Source organism: Cytobacillus oceanisediminis, from assembly GCF_007830235.1.
In the GTDB taxonomy this organism is placed as follows: domain Bacteria; phylum Bacillota; class Bacilli; order Bacillales; family Cytobacillaceae; genus Cytobacillus; species Cytobacillus oceanisediminis.
Genome location: NZ_VLKI01000013.1, coordinates 107734 through 128278 on the forward strand (window position 1 = coordinate 107734; position 20545 = coordinate 128278).

General features: G+C 37.4%; 20 protein-coding genes, 2 pseudogenes and 1 riboswitch. Of the genes and pseudogenes, 8 read left to right on the forward strand and 14 right to left on the reverse strand.

All coding sequences use genetic code 11. The features are described 5' to 3' along the window. Nucleotides 1–239: 239 nt before the first annotated feature. On the reverse strand, nt 240–782 hold the full coding sequence (locus IQ19_RS18830; RefSeq protein ID WP_144544070.1) for a glycoside hydrolase family 19 protein: 543 nt from the start codon (nt 780–782) through the stop codon (nt 240–242). A gap of 488 nt (nt 783–1270) precedes the next feature. Here IQ19_RS18830 and IQ19_RS18835 point away from each other — a divergent pair, with 488 nt between their 5' ends. Together IQ19_RS18835 and IQ19_RS18840 are read left to right on the forward strand one after the other, a co-directional pair. Next, the gene (locus IQ19_RS18835; protein WP_144544072.1) at nt 1271–1759 is read left to right on the forward strand and encodes a polysaccharide lyase domain-containing protein; all 489 of its coding nucleotides are present in this window, start codon (nt 1271–1273) and stop codon (nt 1757–1759) included. Between the two features lie 180 nt (nt 1760–1939). Next, on the forward strand, nt 1940–2158 hold the full coding sequence (locus IQ19_RS18840; RefSeq protein WP_144544074.1) for a hypothetical protein: 219 nt from the start codon (nt 1940–1942) through the stop codon (nt 2156–2158). Between the two features lie 531 nt (nt 2159–2689). On the opposite strand, the gene IQ19_RS18845 is transcribed toward IQ19_RS18840, so the two are convergent. The 4 genes from IQ19_RS18845 to IQ19_RS18860 form a co-directional block, all read right to left on the reverse strand. After that, complete coding sequence (locus IQ19_RS18845) at nt 2690–3013, reverse strand: hypothetical protein (protein ID WP_144544076.1); 324 nt, start codon at nt 3011–3013, stop codon at nt 2690–2692. A gap of 562 nt (nt 3014–3575) precedes the next feature. Then, entirely contained in the window at nt 3576–3713 is a 138-nt protein-coding gene (locus tag IQ19_RS29310) for a transposase (protein WP_144544078.1), read from the reverse strand. A 235-nt stretch (nt 3714–3948) separates the two neighbouring features. After that, a complete protein-coding gene (locus IQ19_RS18855) occupies nt 3949–4284 on the reverse strand; it encodes a hypothetical protein (RefSeq protein ID WP_144544080.1) in 336 nt (111 codons plus the stop codon). Nucleotides 4285–4740: 456 nt separating this feature from the next. Then, a complete protein-coding gene (locus tag IQ19_RS18860) occupies nt 4741–5271 on the reverse strand; it encodes a cell wall hydrolase (RefSeq protein ID WP_144544082.1) in 531 nt (176 codons plus the stop codon). Nucleotides 5272–5512: 241 nt separating this feature from the next. On the opposite strand from IQ19_RS18860, the pseudogene IQ19_RS18865 reads away from it, so the two are divergent. Next, nucleotides 5513–6014, forward strand: a pseudogene (locus tag IQ19_RS18865) (GNAT family N-acetyltransferase). Between the two features lie 108 nt (nt 6015–6122). On the opposite strand, the gene add reads toward IQ19_RS18865, so the two are convergent. The 4 genes from add to IQ19_RS18885 form a co-directional block, all read right to left on the reverse strand. Next, the gene (gene add / locus IQ19_RS18870; protein WP_144544085.1) at nt 6123–7130 is read right to left on the reverse strand and encodes an adenosine deaminase; all 1008 of its coding nucleotides are present in this window, start codon (nt 7128–7130) and stop codon (nt 6123–6125) included. Between the two features lie 59 nt (nt 7131–7189). After that, nucleotides 7190–7289: riboswitch (purine riboswitch) on the reverse strand. A gap of 582 nt (nt 7290–7871) precedes the next feature. After that, nucleotides 7872–8231, reverse strand: a complete 360-nt coding sequence (gerQ, locus tag IQ19_RS18875; RefSeq protein WP_415802521.1) for a spore coat protein GerQ — start codon at nt 8229–8231, stop codon at nt 7872–7874. A 129-nt stretch (nt 8232–8360) separates the two neighbouring features. Beyond that, a complete protein-coding gene (locus IQ19_RS18880; protein WP_144544087.1) occupies nt 8361–8837 on the reverse strand; it encodes a cell wall hydrolase in 477 nt (158 codons plus the stop codon). A 765-nt stretch (nt 8838–9602) separates the two neighbouring features. Next, the gene (locus IQ19_RS18885) at nt 9603–10208 is read right to left on the reverse strand and encodes a TetR/AcrR family transcriptional regulator (RefSeq protein WP_144544088.1); all 606 of its coding nucleotides are present in this window, start codon (nt 10206–10208) and stop codon (nt 9603–9605) included. Nucleotides 10209–10387: 179 nt separating this feature from the next. Here IQ19_RS18885 and IQ19_RS18890 point away from each other — a divergent pair, with 179 nt between their 5' ends. Further along, complete coding sequence (locus IQ19_RS18890; RefSeq protein ID WP_144544089.1) at nt 10388–11161, forward strand: SDR family NAD(P)-dependent oxidoreductase; 774 nt, start codon at nt 10388–10390, stop codon at nt 11159–11161. A 264-nt stretch (nt 11162–11425) separates the two neighbouring features. Here the strand turns inward: IQ19_RS18890 and IQ19_RS18895 are convergent, their stop codons facing one another. From IQ19_RS18895 to IQ19_RS18915, 5 genes are all read right to left on the reverse strand, one after another. After that, nucleotides 11426–12133: a DNA alkylation repair protein gene (locus IQ19_RS18895; RefSeq protein ID WP_144544090.1), complete on the reverse strand. Its 708-nt coding sequence runs from the start codon at nt 12131–12133 to the stop codon at nt 11426–11428. 136 nt (nt 12134–12269) lie between these two features. Further along, nucleotides 12270–13253, reverse strand: a complete 984-nt coding sequence (locus IQ19_RS18900; RefSeq protein ID WP_144544091.1) for a tRNA dihydrouridine synthase — start codon at nt 13251–13253, stop codon at nt 12270–12272. A 472-nt stretch (nt 13254–13725) separates the two neighbouring features. Continuing rightward, the gene (locus IQ19_RS18905; protein ID WP_144544092.1) at nt 13726–14097 is read right to left on the reverse strand and encodes a GntR family transcriptional regulator; all 372 of its coding nucleotides are present in this window, start codon (nt 14095–14097) and stop codon (nt 13726–13728) included. A 225-nt stretch (nt 14098–14322) separates the two neighbouring features. Next, complete coding sequence (locus tag IQ19_RS18910) at nt 14323–16365, reverse strand: DUF4179 domain-containing protein (protein ID WP_144544093.1); 2043 nt, start codon at nt 16363–16365, stop codon at nt 14323–14325. Between the two features lie 169 nt (nt 16366–16534). Continuing rightward, complete coding sequence (locus IQ19_RS18915; protein WP_144544094.1) at nt 16535–17446, reverse strand: SDR family oxidoreductase; 912 nt, start codon at nt 17444–17446, stop codon at nt 16535–16537. Nucleotides 17447–17552: 106 nt separating this feature from the next. Here IQ19_RS18915 and IQ19_RS18920 point away from each other — a divergent pair, with 106 nt between their 5' ends. The 4 genes and pseudogenes from IQ19_RS18920 to IQ19_RS18935 form a co-directional block, all read left to right on the forward strand. Further along, the gene (locus IQ19_RS18920; protein WP_144544095.1) at nt 17553–18527 is read left to right on the forward strand and encodes a helix-turn-helix transcriptional regulator; all 975 of its coding nucleotides are present in this window, start codon (nt 17553–17555) and stop codon (nt 18525–18527) included. A gap of 187 nt (nt 18528–18714) precedes the next feature. After that, nucleotides 18715–19644, forward strand: coding sequence for a GMC family oxidoreductase N-terminal domain-containing protein (locus tag IQ19_RS18925; RefSeq protein WP_144544096.1), 930 nt, complete (start codon nt 18715–18717; stop codon nt 19642–19644). 44 nt (nt 19645–19688) lie between these two features. Beyond that, nucleotides 19689–20078 (forward strand): GMC family oxidoreductase, encoded by a 390-nt coding sequence (locus IQ19_RS18930; protein WP_144544097.1) that lies wholly within the window; start codon nt 19689–19691, stop codon nt 20076–20078. A gap of 248 nt (nt 20079–20326) precedes the next feature. Then, a pseudogene (locus IQ19_RS18935) lies at nt 20327–20545 on the forward strand (IS110 family transposase); the annotation flags it as partial.

Genomic DNA, 20545 nt, shown 5'->3' on the forward strand with positions numbered 1-20545 from the left:
ATATTTAATATTGGTTGTTTAAAGTTATCATCAGCTCCCTGTACATACAAGCTTTCTTATATTCACCAAAATGCTTTACTAGCAAACAACCCTCTAAAAAAATGAGAACATAATTAATAAACTTTTATAAAAGAAGTAATTGCAAAAACAAGACCCTAATCAAAAAGGAATGCAAAGAAAGAAGGTGACAAAAGGAACATATCTCCGTTTTTGTCACCTTCCTAGAACATTAGGCGCTATTAAACAAAAATAGCAGCAGTTCGTTGATAATAATCTTCTCTCTCAGCTAATTTCCTCATTCCACGACCGTTTACCCTCAAAGTAACGTCTTTCACTGTTGCACCTGAGTCAACTAGTGCATTCATATTGTTCATCTTCCACCAAAACCCAGCACTCGACCATGGATAGTTTTTAGAAACATAGTCCACCCCTTCCATAATTCGGGGATCACCCATTTCTTCCTCAAACTTCTGGTAATTATATCGGCCAGTTAATTGAATATATCCCGCTCCTTTATATTTTGGCCCATCTCCAGGATTTACATTACCAAGATCCCTTCTGTTTTCGTATTCACTTCCATCTGCATATTCCTGAGTCGCATTTCCATAATCGGATTCAATCATACATTGACTTAGAAAATGTCTGATTCTTTCCGTAGTAGTTATATCATATTTTTCTAAAGTGGAATTCAAATCCCTTACCATATGATCATTAACTTTTTTCCATCCAAACGCTCTAAGTTGGTCAGCGGTTACATGTGTTCTAACAGCAGTTGCTGGCATATTAAATCCCACCCTTATATTTTGTTTGATGAAAGTCTAAATTTTCAAGTATGAAAGCTCTATAAAGACTGCGTCCATACTTTATTTATCTTTAGCAAATACGAATGAGCTATCCTAATTAATTGAAGGAAAAAAAGCTATAGACATAAACCCAATAAGAATTTAGTCTACAAGACATTTACTAAATATACATTTTTCAACATATATGTATATACAAACTAATTCTTTTATAAAGGTTTGGATTAAATGGTCACTTGCTCTTCTATGCCCATGCCCCATACTACATCTAAATACTTGTTTAACAATTCCCTATTTAAGATTCTGTTTATCCTCTGCCAATTCTGTAAGTTACTTTACACCCAACTAAGGTTTACGACTCCTTTGATCCAATTTCAATCTAAAGCATTTTTATTGATAAAAAAAGTCTTAAAGGGCATCCTATTTCATGGATTTTAGAACGTTATCAAAACATCTTTAGGGGGATTACTATGACAGAAACTATTTCCATTTCTGGACAGGTACAAGGGTTTAATAGAGTACCTATTTCTAACATTAAAGTCTCGGCATATACTGATTGGGAGCATCTAGGCCACGTCTTCACCGATGAGGATGGTAAATATAAGTTATCCATACCTTCTAATTCAGCCATTAGTGTGTGTTTTGATACTCACCCTTCGCTCACAAATGCAAAGGAATGGCACCCGTCTGTTGTTGCAAACATAGACGCCAGGCAGGATATTGTACTCAACCGGTTTCTTATGCGCGTTGGAACAAGTGATGGAGCAATGGCTGATCTTGATGTACTCGCCGCATATCAATTCTGTGCGATGTGGATCAATAGAGACACAAATCTTGACAAGACATATGCTGAGTATACCGTATTTCGTATCTCACAAATGAAGCAACCTCTACGAGAGCTTGAGGAGTTTCGAGGAAAGCTGCAAGAATACTTCTTAATTAAATCGCATTCATCCTAATGACTGTTAGAAGGTTATGTTATAGACCTACTTGTGCATACCTTGTAATAAGTCATTAATATACTGTTTATTTATAAATTCGTGTCTATTGTTTGTATACTAACCAGAAAAAAGTGAAAAATATATCTGCATGCTTATAAAGTGGTTTTAGAAATAAACTGCATAATTTAGGAGGAAAATATGAAAGAAAATTTATATTCAGGAATTGTGGAAAATGGAGAGTTTAAATCTGATACTACAGAATGTCCGGATGCTGTTAAACTAACAACCATGCCTGTTCAAGCAGCGATGACTCCTGATAGTACTAAAATTGACCTGTCCAAATATGAAGGACAAACCATTAAAGTTCGTGGGCAAGAAAGTGGTTGTTGGATCTACTCAGCTGAGGTTATCAAATAAGTTTGATTAAAACTTTCGAGTTGAAATGTACTCGCCCACAAGAATGTATTTTTAAAAATTGGGGACAGTTATCCTAATTCCTACACTTGTCCTCAATTTTTTTTATTTGTAGTTTTTCTCGAAAACAGTTAAGTGGATTCCATTTGTTGATACAAACACTAATAGGGTCATCACGGTGTGATTAATTTTGCCACAGAAAGTTAAACAACAATATGAAAAACGTTGGCCGTTCATCTTTAAAATTCCAAACCTGGTTTGGTATACTTGCATTAACTGCAATTCACAAAACTCGAGAGACTTAATACTTATTTATAAGCAAAAATAGTCGATCTAGAAGAGAGACTTTCAGCTCTCAAATATAAGATTTAAACTGAACCTAATGTGTGAAGATTGTCGGTATTTCTCAATTCCTCTAACATAGATGTCACCGCTATTTAGAGATCCGATGGACCCAGGCCTACCTGTTATCTTGACCAGTAATAAATCATAGCAGATTCGGGAGAAAAATTAGTTATAAACCTATTATAGTGTTCACACTTTAGTAGCAAACCACCCGTATGTTTTTCCGTCTGTTGACATGAAAGTACCAGCAATGTGTATTCTAGGCTGGTTAGTCATAGCATCCAATATATATGCATTAAATATATCCCTACCGTATGGATAGTCAATATAAAAAAGCATTTGTCGATTATTTTCATCCATTTTAATAATTTGCCCATTAAATCGATCGTTGTACATATTTCTTACACTTATAGCCAAGCCACCTAAGGTAGGTTCGGTAATATCCAACCACACAACCACTGCGTTTTGCTGCATTCGGTATGTGCCTTTCCATTCACGAAAATCAACTGCCATATACATAAACACTCCTTTTTCACCTAAGACTAAGTAAATAAACCATAATACATAATATTAGGTAGATGTCAGAATGGGAAAATGTCCATTTAAAAATATGCCTTATTGACCAAATATATTATTTGTTTCAAACGAAAAGATTCTCACCATTAAAATCCTAACTTGAAAGACAGGAATAAAGGGTCCACATAATATAGGATTTAACTTAGGAAAAAAGGTGCCTGTCGCACTAACCTTGTATGAATGTTTATCATTGAATAATTTCAATAATTTTACAAATTTGTGTAAGCATTAATCAAAAAAGGGAAGAGGACATTTTAAATGACTTTGTTCCCTTCTTTTCCAATTAATAATAATTTCCTTTTTCTTTCATGAGTTTTCTTATTTTTAATTGTTTTTTATTTCACCAATGCGAAGTTACCAAATTTCGATTTTCTTTTTTCTTTTTGCGCAACGCTTTCTTAAAAGTACTTACGGATTAAAAATGATATGTTTGTAAAAGACGAAAGAATTTCCAAAGAGTCTTGTCTGGCTTGGTTTGCAACTTTACAATGAGTGACAGTCAATAAGCTATTAATGCCAGGAACATTTGATTCCAAATCCCATGTGGTTTCGTACTCCTGATTTTAGTTAATTTCAGATGCTGCTTAATCCACCTGAAGAATAATTCAATTATCCAACGGTTACGGTATATCTCCATAACTTATTGATCAGATAGATCAAATCTAGTTAGATAAAAATCGGTAGGTTTTATCTTTATCATTTACAAACTCAATATACCTTTGCGGAATATTGGATATACCGTATAGAACTTTAGCATCTGTTTTAAATGGATAGACGAGTTGACCCATATTCTTCCAATGTGTATAATTGCATAGCTTTCGATATACGAACAACAAGTGAAATTCTTTTTTCCTGCCAATCCATTAGGTCCTTTATTGATGAAAACCCCGGTCCATCACATAAATAGTATCTTCCTCTTCATTTAGAATATCGGAACTTTCGTAATCACTCAGTTCCAGTTGAAGGAATAATTTTATTTGGAAACGAGACATCTGGTATAACAACGGACATCCTAGTATGCATTTTAACGGCATCTTGCCCTTTGAAATAAATGCCCAGTCACATAATTGTTCAGGCAATCTCATTTCAGTAGAATCAACGACACTTAATCGGCCAATTCCATTGGGAAGCCCTTTACTTGAACTGGTAAATTGCTTTATATTTTGAGTTACTTTAATGAATAGCCTTTCTACAACTTCTGTTGGCAAATCGTTGAATCGGCGACTAAGTTGAGAACCGCTAATTTTCCTAATACCAATTGCTTTCCGTAAGCATATAATTTTTTTCTATGTGAGCGTATGAGCTCCACCGGTCTACCTGGGCAGCGACAAAGATCTTTAATAAAGATATCGTAGAAAGATGGTATCCATAATCTTTAAAGGACAATCGTGGTCCTCTGTCGGAAGAAGAGATAAGCATTGACAATTTAGCATTTCTCGACCTATACTTTCATTGCTTGTAAATACTTTTTATTACAAATATGGGTTATTTTTAAAAGTGATGCAAGGCTAGTGGGTCAGGTAATTGATTCTAGCTCTTTTTATTGTATTTGTTCTTACTTAACTTTATCTTATCGGCCACTAATTCCTTTGTGACTGAGTCGGCTATATGTCCTTTTCTTTCCTAGCAAAAAAAGCGCGCAGCTTTTATACTGTACGCGCTTTTTAAATAGCAAATGCATGATTACCGATTTTTTTCACGACTTCACGGGAAAAGATCCACTGACTTGTCGCAGTTTCAGGATTATAAAAATAAAGTAGCTCAACGTTTTTCTCTTTATCAACGAGAGCTGTCTCAACGGCCTGAACTGCTTCATTACTAGCAGGTTCATTAATGGAGCCATTTTGAACTGGTTCAAAAGCATTCTTTTGATAAATTACACCCTTAACTGTATCTGGAAATTGTTCATGTTCGACACGATTTAATACAACATCGGCCACGGCAACCTTACCCTCAAACGGTTCTCCTTCTGCTTCAGCCTGTACAAGACGCGCAAGCAGCTTTTTCTCTTCCGCTTTAATAAAACGATGATCTGTGGATGAAGCCTCTTTCGTGTTGACCTCAACTTTTTTATATGTCAAGGTTTCTGCAGCTTTTTGATCAACTGACTCAGCATCAAAATGATTCGCAGGAAAAAAATTATATGAACCCATAATGAGTGAAATGGTAACAACAAATGTAAATAAGTTTTTCATTTGTAAACCTCCTGTTTGTCTTTTTTAGGATAAAAACAGGCCTTTAATAAGGCTAACAGGTTTACAAGGGTATCTCATTAGTGAATAGGTGGGAGAATTACCAATCATGAAAAAGGTATTCCAATTGCTGTTATATTAACCTAAGTTATACTTTTTGTTATAACATGCTATTTAAGTTGTTTAATCTATATATTATTCTAGAGAGAGTTCTAATCTATAACTGAATGAGGTGCCTATATAATTGAAAGTACTTGAGACAGATCGATTAATTCTTCGCAGGTTAACAACAGATGATGCAGCATTTATACTCGAACTTCTAAATGAACCTGGTTGGATCCGTTATATTGGAGACAAAGGTGTTCGGACCCTGGAAGATGCTAAGAACTATATTTTAACCGGCCCCATGAAAATGTATTCACAGTTGGGCTTTGGGCTTTTTCTTGTTGAACGAAAGGAAGGATGCACACCCATTGGGATGTGTGGTTTATTAAAAAGAGATTCTTTAGAAGATGTCGATATTGGCTTTGCGTTTTTATCTAGATATCAGACACAAGGTTATGGCTTTGAGGCAGCATCTGCTACGCTGAGATATGGACATGAACAACTGGGTCTGAAGCGGATCCTCGCCATAACCACCTTAGACAATTATGCCTCTTCCAGGCTGCTTGAAAAAATCAAAATGAAATATGAAGGAACAAATTCTTAATGAAACGGAAGAGCTAAAATTGTTTGTATCGAAATAATAAATCATTTTGCTTTGAAAAAAGTGCCTGTCCCATCGCTCCTTAACGTAGGGACACAGCAAGGTTCAGGCCCTTTCTTCAAGTTGTTTTCTCTTTTATTAGGCACTTTTAATTCTGAATGTCCAGCAGATATTTCCTCAGCCTTTCCTTTGTATTTTCATCTGCAAAAGCGGCTTCCACACTAATCATGTAAATTTGTTTATAATCTTCATCACTCATAGCAAATTCATTACAGACTAAATCACATTCCTTTGCCATCGTTGTATTTGATACCGTTCTGTTGTCCGTATTAACGGTTACTTTTATTCCATCCCTATGAAAGTCATAAATTGGATGCTCACTAAATTGGTTTACTGCTTTGGTTTGAACATTACTTGTTGGACACATCTCAAGCACTACCTGTTGTTCCTTAACAATGTTATAAGCCTCAACACAGTCCTTAATAAATACACCATGTCCAATCCTTTCAGCCCCTAACCATTCAACGGCCTCAAGCACATTTTTTCCAATTCCCGTTTCCCCGGCGTGGATTGTGACTCTGTAGCCATATTCTCTAGCCAATGCGATTGGTTCAATGAACTTCCCGCAAAATCCTTCCTCTTCGGAAGCACACAAATCGATCGCGACAACCCCTTTTCCAAGGAATATCTTACCCTTTTTGACGACCTCAAAAGCATTTTCCACCGACATCGTTCTCATACATGACAAAATGATATTTCCTTTAATATCAAATTGTTCTTCTGCCTCTTTCATTCCCTCTATCACACTTTGAATGATTTTCTCTACAGATAACCCCATTCGCGTATGAAGTAATGGGGCGAATCGAACCTCCATATATTTCACATTTTCCTTTGCTGCATCTTCAAAAAGCTCAAAAGTAATTCTTTTTAAATTTTCCTTTGACTGCATCACTAAATTAGGGATGGAGAATCTTTTTAAATATTCATCTAAGGATTCGCAATCCAATGGGGCAATTAGTTTTTCTTTGATCTCTTCTTTATCAAAGGAAGGTATACTTATGCTTTCTCTCTTCGCGATATCAATGATGGTCTCAGGTCTAACACTCCCATCCAAATGGCAGTGAAGTTCAATTTTAGGCATTATAGAAAAATTCATCGTTGGACCTCCTCAATATTTTCAAAAAAAAAATTCCTGATTACGAAGAAAATACAAATAAATGCTTGTATCTTCTTCGTAATCAGGAATTATTGGTTCCTGGTAGAGACCTCCAAACCATATTATTGGAGTTATACGAATTTGAGTAGTTCATTAGGTTTTTTAAAAGGATAATTAAATTTATCTACATTGTCAAGGAGTTTGAAAGATCTCCTCACAGGTTATTTTGTTTTTCACACTATTTTCATTTTGACCCCCTTTTACATATTTATTATCGACCATGCTAATTGGTCGGAGCTTTTTTATTGAAGTTCAGGTAATTAGTATTATACGCATAGCTAAATTCAAAAATATATAGTTCCCTCCCTATCTACAACTAATAAAACTAACACAAAATATGAAAAAAGATATCTTTTTTACTCAGGAAAATAGGACGATAATCTTTTATGAGAAAGCGCCATTAATTATTAAAAAGCAGCAGCTATTTACTGCAATCTATTTATAAATTCTAAGATCACATTCTTCTATCTTTAACTAGTTTCCAATAATGATAACCTGGGACGGTAAGTTTACATGATTTTGAGTTCATAGTTAAAAAATACATATGTGCTTCATCTACAGGAAAAACTAGTCATACACTTTAAATTTTCGAAGAATTTAAAATTTGGACACATTTGGATTAGAACTAAAAACCCGCACAGTTCCCGAAAGGAAATAAGCGGGTTTTTAGCGTTTCTCAAATCACTCCGATGTCTCCAGGGACGCCTCGACAACCGGACTAATTTCCGTGTGAGGATAGTTGATTCGTTCCCCGAATTCTACCCAGTCGAGATTTGCCATCAGAAGCAGGTAGCGTTTCCCGCTGGACGGGTCGCTGATGATGATGTGGTCACGGCCAGCCGTTTCGACGCGCCCCTGATAAACCATTGCATTCCATCTGCTGTTCCCTTGGTAAGTGAAATAGAAGGTACCAACCTTCCCTTTGTTGAAGCGCAGGATATTTTCGATAAATGATTCTTCCACCACGCCAGTCGGTAATTGCTGCCCAGTCCCCATCGGAACTACTGGGACGGAATATGACGGTCCAGAAGGCATATTCATAGGGAAGCCTCCTGGTTGTTTTGCGGTCCTACCCTGCATCATGGAAGCCGGATAATAACCAGGAAAATAATTCGTTGGATAATAACTGGAGTCTCCATATGTCATGTATAGATCAGCTCCTTTTTTTATTTAGCGATAAAACTCTGGGCAGTAGCCCGGTACACCGACATAGAAGCAATGATTTTTGTGCGCAAAATCGAACTGAGTCATGGGGGATCTTGGCATCGTGGCGGTACAAGGAGCTCGAAATTGTTTCCCCGGACTGGGGTTAAAAAACCACAAGTTCATTCTGGCCCGTGGTTCCCTGTAACCTTGCAGCAAATCCCTGGCCCTCTGGAGGTCAGCTTCGTCGGGACGCTGTGTATACAAAGCTCCATTTAAGACGGGCTCGAAATGAGGGATTCCAGTTCCAGGGATGGTTTGATAAATCGCATGCCTGATATTGCGCAAATTTTTGAAGTCTGGAGCACAGTCTGCCTCAACCCGATTGGCCACAACCGTTCCTACCATACTCATCCCTTGGGCTCCTTCACCGATCGCTTCCGACAGCATGAGCCTCGCTAACGAATCCACGTCACGGGAAGTATGTTTTATTCGTCTACCCATTTTCTCACCCCTTCAGCCTATACAAATAACTTATTGTCAGAAGCTGGTTTTGGCAACTTGCCTATCAGCCCAAACTTGGGGAATTCTGCCTCAACGAAAAGAGTCTTGTCCTGTTCCCTGGCATTTTGTCACTAAATTTATGTAAATAATTACGTCTACAATGGTAAGTTTTGATACCGTTCGTTAAGTAATATCAAATTAGACGATTTCAATAAGAAATCGTCATTCAAAATTCGTTTTATTCAACTAACTATCGGATAGTATTGTTTGTACACTTATTCAACTATAGGGTGCTTGCCGCATAAAAAGGTGTGGAACAATTCCGCCATCCCTTTACCTCTAAATGGTTCATGTGTTTCTTCCTGGAACGACCGTAAATTTACTGTTTTTCTGTTTTTCTCCCTTTCTTTTGCTTTGTTCTGTCATAAAAAACCTCCTTTGAATGGCGGAGTTAGCCCGACATAAGCAAAGGAGGTCACAGGGTCTCTAGGGAAAATAAAGCCGTTTCATTTATATACAAATCATCAAAAAAGCCTGATATATCAACACTTTTGGCATGAACGCCTGGGAATCGAACCCTGCTGACCTGGCACGCAGGTCACAAGCGGTTTTGAAGTTAGGAGGAAGGTACCCTTTTTGGTTTCATTTCATATAATAGTATAACGTTAATCTATTACTCTTTTTAATCAGCCACATATCATTTAAGAAAAGGTACCTGCCCCACAGGTATTTACGTATTAACGCAGCATGGTCAGGCACCCTTCTTCATTCTTTGTTCTTTTTGATATATATTTTCGGTGTATAAAATGTCAATATATGAATGAGTTGATCTCCCATATACGAAGAGGATTGTGCAAAATCATTTTCAGCCCATTCAAGAATCAATCCAATAATACCATGTATACGATAGGTGATAAAAAGTTCGATATCAATAGCAGGGTCTATTTCAGTGGTCAAAAATTCGAATTCTTCTCTGAATAACTTGTCCAATCTTCTTGTCATTTTCTCATGAAAATGATAGTTTGTTGTTGGACGTAACATAAGCTGATAGAATTTTTTATTTTCTGAAAAATGATCGAATAAGATAATAGAATTTGACGGTATTTCATTGAAATCTACGACAGATAAATGGAGATATGGTTTCCGAAAAGCTTCCGTCATTTTTTCAAACATCTCTTCAATGATTTCATCCAGTAAATCTTCCTTTTTTTCATAATGCGCATAGAAGGTACCGCGATTGAAATCCGCAGCCTTTACAATCTCCGTTATGGTAATATCACGTAAGCTTTTCTCCTCCATTAATGATAATAAAACTTCTCTAAACTTCTCTTTTGTTCTTTTTACACGTTTGTCGGGGTGTTGAATGGACATTCTAAAGCTCCTTCTTACACTTTTAACGAACACAATCGATACTTGTGTTGATTATCATACATTTTTATTATTATTGCATATTGAAGCCCTTTCACACATGTTTTATGCTTAAAGTGTTCCATATATCTCGAAATCGAGATATATTCAAATTTATAATCAACAAAAGGAGGAAGACAAACATGGCAAGATTTGAAGGTAAAGTAGTCATTGTTACTGGTGCAGCAGGCGGTATCGGGAAAGAAGTCGTACGAAAATTAGCCGGCGAACAAGCGAAAATGGTACTTGTTGATTTAAATGAAGACGCTATCAAAGGCGTTCAAGCTGAGCTTGGTTTAACAGAAGAAAATAGCTTAGCGGTAAAAGCGGATGTTTCTAAAGAAGAAAATGTTAAAAATTATGTGGATCAAGCAATTTCTAAATTTGGACGCATTGATGGCTTTGTAAACAATGCAGGCGTTGAAGGTCCAGCTAAACCACTTGAAGAGGTGACAGAAAAAGATTTCGATTTCGTTTATGGTATTAACGTAAAAGGCGTACTTTTCGGTCTAAAATATGTATTACCGATCATGAAAGCACAAAAATCAGGTGCAATCGTCAATACTGCATCAGTAGCTGGTTTAATCGGTTCACCAAGCATGGTTTTATACAACTCTTCCAAACACGCTGTAATGGGTATTAATAAAGTTGCAGCATTAGAAGCAGCTGCATTTAACGTTCGTGTAAACACAGTAAACCCAGGTGTAATTAATACACAAATGATGCGTAACATTGAAGAAAACGTTGCGCCAGGTGCAGCAGAAGCAGCGCAAGCAGCTTATAACGATGCAGTACCAATGAAACGCTACGGTGAACCTCAAGAGGTAGCTAACGTAATTGCATTTTTACTTTCTGACGAAGCTTCCTATGTAAGCTCATCTTCATACACGATCGATGGTGCTTTATACAACGTATAATTATACGAATAGGGATCACACAAGGGAGTCGGATATGGATCCTTCGAGGTAAAAACCCTCATAATAAGAACGCACGAATGTCGACAAAGCAGCATTCGTGCGTTTAGCTTTTATTAGGAACTATAGTTATCTTGTATTGAATATGAGCGCAAAATTTAACCCAGTCTTTACATTTTCCCTTTGAACTAACCTGCCCCGATCAGTAACTTCAACAAAAAAGAGCGTCAATCCTTCTTAGATTAACACCACGAAGCGAAGCTGATTTCAACATCTTACATATTTGCGTTTGAAACCAAGCTTCCCTCTATCCATTTCTTTTTGAATACTTTCGTAAGCGTTTAGGAAACTGCTTTTTTTCTTGTCCCGTTTGACTTCTACTATACCTACTTCCTTTGAAGTCTCGACTGCCTTTTCATGTAGCGGCAAATATGAAATCCCCACGGTGTATAGAAAATTATTCATAGCGGATTTCGTTCGTTCTGGCGAATCATGAATCGTATTTTTCACAGTATTAAGCAAATTGGAAATCTTGCTTTCAGAAAATTCATTGTCTAGGCGATTCCCTAAAAGCCAGCAGTAGCAACTCCAGCCCGCTGACATTCTCAGCTCTTCACCGCTTGCGATCCATTTATCAGCAACGCCTTGTGCAATATCTGACTCTGATAAAGTTACTGCCACCACATAATCGGACAGCATATAAAAATACGCTGCATCCATCCAACGATCAAAATCCGACTCAGTCATGGCTTTTGGGTCTGCAATAATGCCTGCAAAGTACATTGCATCATAGTTACCTGTGGCATAAAGCTCTTCAGCTAAACGTTGATTTATTTTTATTTTCTTTGCGATTGGTTTCATAGCGCCTGTAGCCACACCAAAAAGCGGCACGTGCGCACCATTAGATATGTATATTTTTTTAGTTCGTTCCTTGCCAAGGGCTTCAAGCTCCTGCATAACTGTTTCGAAATCCATAGTTTTGCACTTCCTTTCTTACTATTAATACCCAATTCATTATAACCAACTAGATTATATTCTTTATGAAGCAATTTTTTAACTTGATGTAAAAAAGAGCATCAATCCTTCGCTTTTAGCTTGAATTGGGACACTTCTACTGTTCCCCCCGTCTATCAAGATTCTTTGACGCAAATATATCAAGCAATTCACGAACTTCATCTGTTGACTCTGTGCTCATTAATTGATTTCTTAATTCACTCGCCCCTCGAAATCCTTTGACATATATCTTAAAAAAGCGATGTAGAGCCTTGAACGGACGTAGCCCTAATGTTGAATATTTATCATGAAGATCGAGATGCAATCTTAAGAGATCAAGCAATTCCTTACTGCTATGATTTTTCGGCTGCTTTTCAAAGGCAAATGGATTATTAAAAATACCACGCCCAATCATAACCCCGTCAACACCATATTGGCGGGCGAGCTTCAGGCCAGTTTGACGGTCAGGAATATCCCCATTGATCGTCAATAGTGTATCTGGTGCCACCTTGTCACGAAGTTTCTTAATCTCCGGAATCAGCTCCCAATGAGCATCTACTTTGCTCATTTCCTTCCTGGTACGCAGATGAATGGAAAGATTTACAATGTCTTGTTCCAATATGTGTGTTAGCCAGTCCTGCCATTCGTCTACATCCGTGTAACCAAGCCTTGTCTTTACACTTACGGGCAATCCTCCTGCTTTTGCTGCTTGTATTAAATCTGCTGCAACTTCTGGACGACGGATAAGGCCACTTCCCTTTCCATTCTGTGCCACATTAGGTACAGGACAGCCCATATTAATATCCACACCCTGAAAGCCTAGTTCCGCCATACCAATACTCATTTGCCGAAAGTATTCAGGCTTATCCCCCCATATATGGGATACAATTGGCTGTTCATCCTCTGTAAAAGTCAAACGTCCACGCACACTCTGAATCCCCTCTGGGTGACAATAACTCTCCGTGTTTGTAAACTCTGTAAAAAAAACATCAGGTCTGGCTGCTTCACTCACTACATGGCGAAAAACAACATCCGTCACTTCTTCCATTGGTGCCAGTATAAAAAAAGGTCGTGGTAAATCACGCCAAAAATTATCTATCATATTTAAATTCAAATCCTCTCATTATGGGATACCAGGCAACCTCTTATCCCAAAATTAAAAAGCAGCATGTCCCTGCTTCTTTTACACTTATACCATGCTTAAGCACTTTTTATCAAACTGATTGGTAATGTTTATTTTAACTTCCCAATATCTGTACAACCAAAATATCTCCTGCTAAAATCCACCCATACACCATTCCACTGTCGAGTAATATAAAGTTTTGCTAAAAAAGACTGAAAAGAAATCGGAAGAACAATTGATTGACAAGGGTTTAACAGGAAAAAGACCCCAAATCGCAAAAGTGTTTTTTTACGAAATAAGGGTCAGACTAGCAAATGTTTATTTTGGGGTTACACGTTTAAACGAGTTGTGTCACGCACTCCACATGACTGGAATAAGTAATATTAACACCTTTAATAAAAAGAGATGCACAGTGTTCGCCGATACAGCAAAACTACATTTTCCATTTTTCTCACTCCTCATATAAAATCTTCATTAATTCCTGCAGCTCATCAAGTGTCAGACCAATTTCTCTGCTTTTCGTGATGACTGCACTCAGCTGCTCCTCAATGACCTTCAGCTTCTTCTCTCTCATGACCTCTAAATTTTGCTCTGCGACAAAAGAACCCTTTCCGACAATCGAATAAATAAATCCCGCCTTCTCCAGCTCCTCATAGGCGCGTTTCGTCGTGATCACACTAATATGTAAATCCTTTGCAAGCTGGCGAATAGAAGGCAATGCTGTTCCCTCCTGCAGATCACCTGCTAAAATATAAGATTTAATTTGATTTGTAATTTGTTCATAAATCGGCTCCTTTAAACTCTTAGAAATAATGATTTGCATGCCAATCCCTCATCTCGAAATAAGTTGCCATCATTGTTTGATTCGGATCTAAAGTTACACCCTCTTATCTTTATATAATGTATATATACTATATATACATTATATACAAGTATTTTGAAATACTTGCCATTTTATTTGAGATAAGAAAAAGAAGCAGGCAACCCACTTGGGTTCCTGCTTCACATGGTTAGTCATCTGACTTATTACCTTATACTCTAAATAACTCTATTCCACCGAAATCTCCACTACATCATCCAAATATTTAGTAGTGTTATATCCTGTAATATCCAAGCTTTTTGGAATTACTTTATTACCATGTAACTTCACGCTTTGAACAGTAAAGAAATGCCGGGGCTGTTCCATTTCCTCGTATATTTTGGGTGTAATCTTATTCATATCATATTCTTTCCCATTTTTATCAACAATGACTCCTTCATTGTCTCCCTCCATTGAATTATTTTCATCTTGCTCAGTCTTAATAAAGTAATGAAGCGATTCATACGCTCGATTCTTAATTTCATGATTGCTAAAGATAACAGTGGTCGGCTGACCAATTTCCACCTTGTCAATTGAGATGGTACTGCCTGCATATTCAAAGGTCTGTGGAAATTCCTTGGAAGCATCAAGCTTAATCGTTTTATGATCTTCAATTGATAAATACACACTGCCAAATTGAACCTTAAACTCAGTTGTTTCTTTTTCAAAAAGAGGTTCAAAATTCGCCTGAAAAATGTTCCAATTTATATCTGGTTGATTATGCACATAAGAATTTCCATACAGATCAGCTTTCAATAATTTATTGTTAACTTCAAGATCATTAAAATTGATCATCTCTAATCGCTTCGCTGGCTGTTCATTATTAATGCCATATTGCAGAATTGTCGCTGTTGGAGCAAGGATCAGTTTATCCAGCCGAACCGGGACTCCCTCAAGTTCAATTTTTTCATTTAATGCATACTCAGTGGATGGCTGTTTTGTGACAGGGATCTCAAAGTTCCACTCCCCTTCCTCCGGCTCCATATTCACGTAGGAATCAGAGGAGTCACGTTTTAGTTTCATAACTTTATTTAATTTGAGTTTAATTATACCTGTATCCTCTTTCAGCGGCCTAAGACTCATCTTCCCATGATAAATGTTCTTTTCCTTATTATTAAGATCTGATTCAATATCAGGAGGAAGGTACCTTGGATAGGTATTTGCCATCATGATTTCCCCTTCGTCCTCTATAAAAACGCCATCATCAAATTTAATCATAAAATGATTATTTTCATTTGTATCTTCAATCTCATAAAATATAAGGGTCTGAACATCATCAGCTATCGCGCCCTTAATTTTTATTTTCACCCCATCGCTTTCTGCTTCCAGGTTCAGCCTTTCACCCACATCCTCCTGCAGAAAGGCACGCAGCTCCTGGTTTTCCTCTGTCCATGTGTAATAAAGTTTTGAAAAGACACCTGTAAATACCCCTGCAAAAATGCCTAAAACGAATATACTTGCGGCAATAAACCTATTTCTTTTACGTTTATTCTTCTTTTGCTGATTGAGACTTTCCCTTTCTGCAATCCGTTCTTTGACATTTTCCGTAAAACCAGCGGGTACGCTGAATTTCTCAATCGCTTCAGTAAAGTTCACAATAACTTCCTGTATGGCAGCTAAATCCTCCTGGCACTCCTGGCAATGATAGATATGCATTTCTAATTCAATTTTAGCGGGCCGGTCCAGGTTTCTCTCCAGGTAATCAACGTAAATCTTTTGGTACTCATTACAGCCGTTATAGTGCTCTACATATCCCATTTCGTTTCTGAGTGACTGGAGTCCTGAGAATAAAAGCTCCTTAACCTGTGCAGCTGAAACCTGGAGCAGTTGAGCTGTTTCATCCTTAGAGAGTCCTTTTATGTATGTTAAAACTAGTACTTCTCTTTCCTTCTCTTTTAACTGATGGAGTTCATGAAATATCTCCTGACGGGAATCACTTTCCTCTGAAGCTTGTAAACTTTTATCAAGAGAAAGCTCACGGCAGGTATATATAAAAATAGATAAAACCCACATTTCGAAAGATGTGCTGCTTTTAAACTTTGGCAGCTCCTTGTGCACCTGTAAAATGGCCAGATAAAAAAGCTCCTCAATATTGCTTTGATTGCAAAGATAGGACCAGCCGAGTGCATAAAAGGATCGCTGATGCTGTTCGAACCAGTTAACGATGGATTCTATGTCTTTTACTCTTATCGTCACTGGTAAAATGGGATTACTTTTTGCTTGGATGATCAAGACAATTCCCCCCCCTCTATGTATGCCTAATTATTTATATACTTGGTATTATTATAACGATTAAAGTGATATTGTTCACCAAAATTTGGATAAGAAAGTCATGTTCCCTTAGACAAATTAAAAAACTCCTTTTGCAGAAGTTCTACAAAGGAGTTTTTCCAATTAAAAGCTATCTATATCCCTCAGCATTGGCCGGTTTCCCCGCCTCCTGGACCTCAACCAGATATCTGAAAGCATCTGGCTGAGAACCATCTAGATCATGAAAATGATACATTTTCGCCAGCTGCCCACTGGAAAAGGACCTGCCGTTCAAACGTTTTTTATCTGGATCTTTTGCAATGGCACTAATCCCACGTCCTATATACCTGGATGTTTCAGAGATCACGAAATGAGGTTCCTTTTCGACAGCATCTTTCCAGTTCTCCTCTGTTACCCCAAACACCTCAAGCATGATTTCAGAACGCATCCAGCCAGGTGAAACAGAAACCGCTGTGCAATCATAAGGAGAAAGTTCATGTGCCAAAGCTTTGGCCATACGGATAACCGAGCTTTTGGCCAAATCATAGAATAGAGACAGACGGTAGCGGGTTTGATTGTACTCCTCGGTTCCGTCTGTTATTTCCACAACTAATCCCCCTTTGTTTTTGATCAGGAGCGGAAGGGCATAATGACTTGTTATAATATGAGTATCAATTGCCAAACGAAGCATTCTCATCCCCTTCTCCAAGGAATGCTCCCAAACCGGAATATTCCATTCCATCAAATATTCGCTTCCCCATATATCATTGACGAGGATATCCAGCCTTCCTTGTTCTTTCTCTATTCTTTCAATCAAAGATTGCACCTGATCAGGTACAAGATGATCCACTTGGACAGCAATTCCAACACCGCCCAGTTCATTGACCCATTCAGCTGTTTCTTCAATTGTTTCCGTACGCCCATATTCCGAAATCTGATTTCGAGTCGTACGACCTGTAACATAAACAGTCGCACCGGCAGCTCCCAGTTCCATTGCTATGCCGCGGCCAGCTCCCCGTGTTCCGCCGGCTACCAATGCTACTTTCCCTTTTAATGACATCATTCCTATCTGCCCCCTTTTGTGTTATATCTATACTATAATCAATAATGTTGACATCCAATGTCATATATAAAACCAATAACATTTTTTTTGGCCAGGAGTGAACAGAATGCGGGCGGACCGACTCATTTCTATAATATTATTGCTTCAAAACTTCGAAAAAATGACCACTGCAGAATTGGCAAAAGAATTGGAGGTAACAGAACGGACCATTCACCGGGATATGGAAGCCTTAAGTGCTGCAGGCATCCCTGTCCTGGCTGAACGCGGAAAATTTGGAGGATGGAGACTGCTTGAGAAATACAGAACGAATCTTACCGGGTTAAAAGCCGATGAAATCGAAACACTGCTTCTCTCCCCTTCCTTCCAACACCTTGCGGATCTTGGAATCAGCGATGATTGGAAAGAAGCACGCCAGAAACTTCTAGCGGCAATTCCTGCTCCCCTAAAAGAAGATGTTAAAGACATCTCCAACCGGATTCATATAGATACCAGCACGTGGAGAGAATCACCACGGGAGATGAAGTCATTTGGAATATTGCAGCAGGCGGTATGGGAGGAGAAAAAACTTCAAATCCAATACGAAAAGGCTGATAAACAAACTATTGAAAGAATCGTCGAGCCATTAGGACTGGTAGCTAAAGGGAACACCTGGTATCTTATAGCTGCTTCTGATGAAAAGATAAAAAGCTATCGTGTTTCAAGAATAGTAAAGTCCGAACTGATTAACGAGAATTTCAGCAGGCCCAAGGACTTTAATCTTCCTGACTATTGGCAGGAATCAAAGCAGAAATTCATTAGCAGCCTGCCTAGATTTGAGGTGGAAGTGGAGATTTCTCCATCTATTATTCAGCGGATTAATTTTACTGGGCGATTTGTACAGGTGATACACATGGATATCCCTAAGGAAAACGGATGGATTCCAGCAAGTCTATGCTTTGATACTGAACAAGAGGCGAGAGAGTATGTACTTGGGTTTGGGGATCAGATTATGATTTTAAGGCCTGTTTCGCTTAGGAAAAGTGTGAGGGAGATGGCTGAGGGGGTTGTTGGTTTATATAAAGAAAATGAGGTTGATCAATAAAAAAAGTCCAGTAAAGACATATAATCATTAGATTTCTTCATCCTTATTTTTTTAAAAGGTGCCTGTCCCCTCGGTCATCAGTATACGAGATACGATTTATTTACTTTTGAATTGTCTTTTATAAAAAGGAAATAGAATAATCTTGAAAAAATTATTAAACATTTAAGGCTCAAAGGAGAATTATGAAATGGTGAATAGATCCAAATTTATTGAAGATATTTCTCTAGATGAAATGGAAAAGAAGCATTATGATGTGCTTATCGTAGGTAGTGGTGCAGGAGGAGGAGCATTACTTTGGAGGTTATGTAAAAATTGGAAAAGAGAAGAAAGAAAAAAAATAGGTATTATTGAAAAAGGAAAAGTGTTATTTTCCACAAACTACTGGAACTCAAACAATTTTTCATTTGAGAAATATAAAAATATGGCATCGCAATCGGGAAAGAACCTCCCTAATTTTTCGGGTGCAACCCAAATATTTGCATTAGGTGGAAAAACCTTGTTTTGGAGCGCTGTTACTCCCAGGTTTCATTTTTCAGAATTAAAAAAATGGCCAATTTCTATTAAAGATCTTAATTCATATTATCTCATTGCTGAACGAATAATGAATGTATCGCTCTCAACGTCTAATAGTCAATTCAGCCCCCAATCAATACTAAATTTTTTAAATCAACATGGTTTTCAAGAAGCGATTAGAACTCCAAAAGCAATAAGTTATGATTCAAAGAAAAATAGACTAGGAAAACAAAAGCTGTTTAGCTCCATTGATTTTCTAATAGAAGGAAAAAAGCAACGAAGCTTCGATTTAGCATTAAATGCATGTGCAACTAAAGTGAATGTAGAAAAGAACAAAAAAATTGGTATTGAGGTTAAATCTGGAAATAAAGAATACTATCTTTACTCCAAAAACATCGTACTATCTATGGGCACACTCGAAACCCCTCGTATTCTTCTTCATTCTGGAATACAAGGTAATGCTCTAGGTCATTTTTTAACCCATCATTCTTATGTAAGAGCTATCGGAAAACATGAAAGCAGCTTCATTGAAAGTATTTTAATTCCCGAAACTGTCAATAATCCATTTCAAATTCAGCTGAACGTATCTAATAAAAAAAGTTAAACTTTGTTGGCTTTGGTAAAGTTGAATCACGCTATCAAAATAAAATATACTTAGATACAAAGCGCATTGATGAAAATGGTGTACCACATATACAAGTAGATTTTTCATATACAGAGAAAGACGAGCATGTTATAAATCAAATGTGTTCGGGTATTGAAAATGTTGTTAGCACATTAGGGGCAGATTTGTTAACACTTGAAAGTAATTCAAAATTTCGCTTAAGACCTCCTGGTGATGATATTCATGAAGCAGGTACTTGTAGAATGGGGAAGGATCCCTCTACTTCAGTAACTAATCCATTTGGTCAACTTCACAATGTCCCGGGACTCTATGTTGCTGATAATAGTATCCTGCCATCAATTGCTGCAGCAAACCCTGTATTAACAACAGTTGCATTAGCCATTCGAACTGCTGATTATATTGCTTTGCAATAGAATCTTTGACCTAACCTTCCAGAAGCTCCTTTTTTTGATTCACTATCTATTTTATGAGTTTCAATAGGCTTTATCCATAATTCATAAGTGAGGTTATTGTTTATCTCCTTAAAAATAGGTTCTAAAAAAGGTGCCTAGTGTAGTAAATAGATCAAAATCATAAAAAAGACCACCGTTTTCAATGTAAAATGGAAGTACCTATCACAGAACTTCCAATTACTAAACCTCACCACAAGGAGTTGAAAACGATGGTATATACACCATTCAATCATATTCAAGGGAAAAACGGAAGTCGATGGGCTAAATTTATTCGGGAAACAGGAGCTGATCATCTATTAATTGTGGCAATAGACGCAGCTAAGTTTACACATAAGGCAATGCTGAGTTCCTTTTATGGAGATATCTTGGTTCGACCGTTCGATTTTGATGCATCGATTTCTGGTCTTGAGTTGGTTAAGAAAAAGATA

What these genes read in the sequence shown, in the direction of transcription:
- gerQ (WP_415802521.1), bottom strand. Translation starts at nt 8,231, where the DNA reads ATGAATATGCCTTCTGGACCGTCATATTCCGTCCCAGTAGTTCCGATG.
- IQ19_RS18895 (WP_144544090.1), bottom strand. Translation starts at nt 12,133, where the DNA reads ATGGATTTCGAAACAGTTATGCAGGAGCTTGAAGCCCTTGGCAAGGAA.
- IQ19_RS18905 (WP_144544092.1), bottom strand. Translation starts at nt 14,097, where the DNA reads ATGCAAATCATTATTTCTAAGAGTTTAAAGGAGCCGATTTATGAACAA.
- add (WP_144544085.1), bottom strand. Translation starts at nt 7,130, where the DNA reads ATGAATTTTTCTATAATGCCTAAAATTGAACTTCACTGCCATTTGGAT.
- IQ19_RS18845 (WP_144544076.1), bottom strand. Translation starts at nt 3,013, where the DNA reads ATGGCAGTTGATTTTCGTGAATGGAAAGGCACATACCGAATGCAGCAA.
- IQ19_RS18840 (WP_144544074.1), top strand. Translation starts at nt 1,940, where the DNA reads ATGAAAGAAAATTTATATTCAGGAATTGTGGAAAATGGAGAGTTTAAA.
- IQ19_RS18920 (WP_144544095.1), top strand. Translation starts at nt 17,553, where the DNA reads ATGCGGGCGGACCGACTCATTTCTATAATATTATTGCTTCAAAACTTC.
- IQ19_RS18860 (WP_144544082.1), bottom strand. Translation starts at nt 5,271, where the DNA reads ATGAAAAACTTATTTACATTTGTTGTTACCATTTCACTCATTATGGGT.
- IQ19_RS29310 (WP_144544078.1), bottom strand. Translation starts at nt 3,713, where the DNA reads ATGGAGATATACCGTAACCGTTGGATAATTGAATTATTCTTCAGGTGG.
- IQ19_RS18885 (WP_144544088.1), bottom strand. Translation starts at nt 10,208, where the DNA reads ATGTCCATTCAACACCCCGACAAACGTGTAAAAAGAACAAAAGAGAAG.
- IQ19_RS18880 (WP_144544087.1), bottom strand. Translation starts at nt 8,837, where the DNA reads ATGGGTAGACGAATAAAACATACTTCCCGTGACGTGGATTCGTTAGCG.
- IQ19_RS18900 (WP_144544091.1), bottom strand. Translation starts at nt 13,253, where the DNA reads ATGATAGATAATTTTTGGCGTGATTTACCACGACCTTTTTTTATACTG.
- IQ19_RS18830 (WP_144544070.1), bottom strand. Translation starts at nt 782, where the DNA reads ATGCCAGCAACTGCTGTTAGAACACATGTAACCGCTGACCAACTTAGA.
- IQ19_RS18890 (WP_144544089.1), top strand. Translation starts at nt 10,388, where the DNA reads ATGGCAAGATTTGAAGGTAAAGTAGTCATTGTTACTGGTGCAGCAGGC.
- IQ19_RS18925 (WP_144544096.1), top strand. Translation starts at nt 18,715, where the DNA reads ATGGTGAATAGATCCAAATTTATTGAAGATATTTCTCTAGATGAAATG.
- IQ19_RS18835 (WP_144544072.1), top strand. Translation starts at nt 1,271, where the DNA reads ATGACAGAAACTATTTCCATTTCTGGACAGGTACAAGGGTTTAATAGA.
- IQ19_RS18915 (WP_144544094.1), bottom strand. Translation starts at nt 17,446, where the DNA reads ATGATGTCATTAAAAGGGAAAGTAGCATTGGTAGCCGGCGGAACACGG.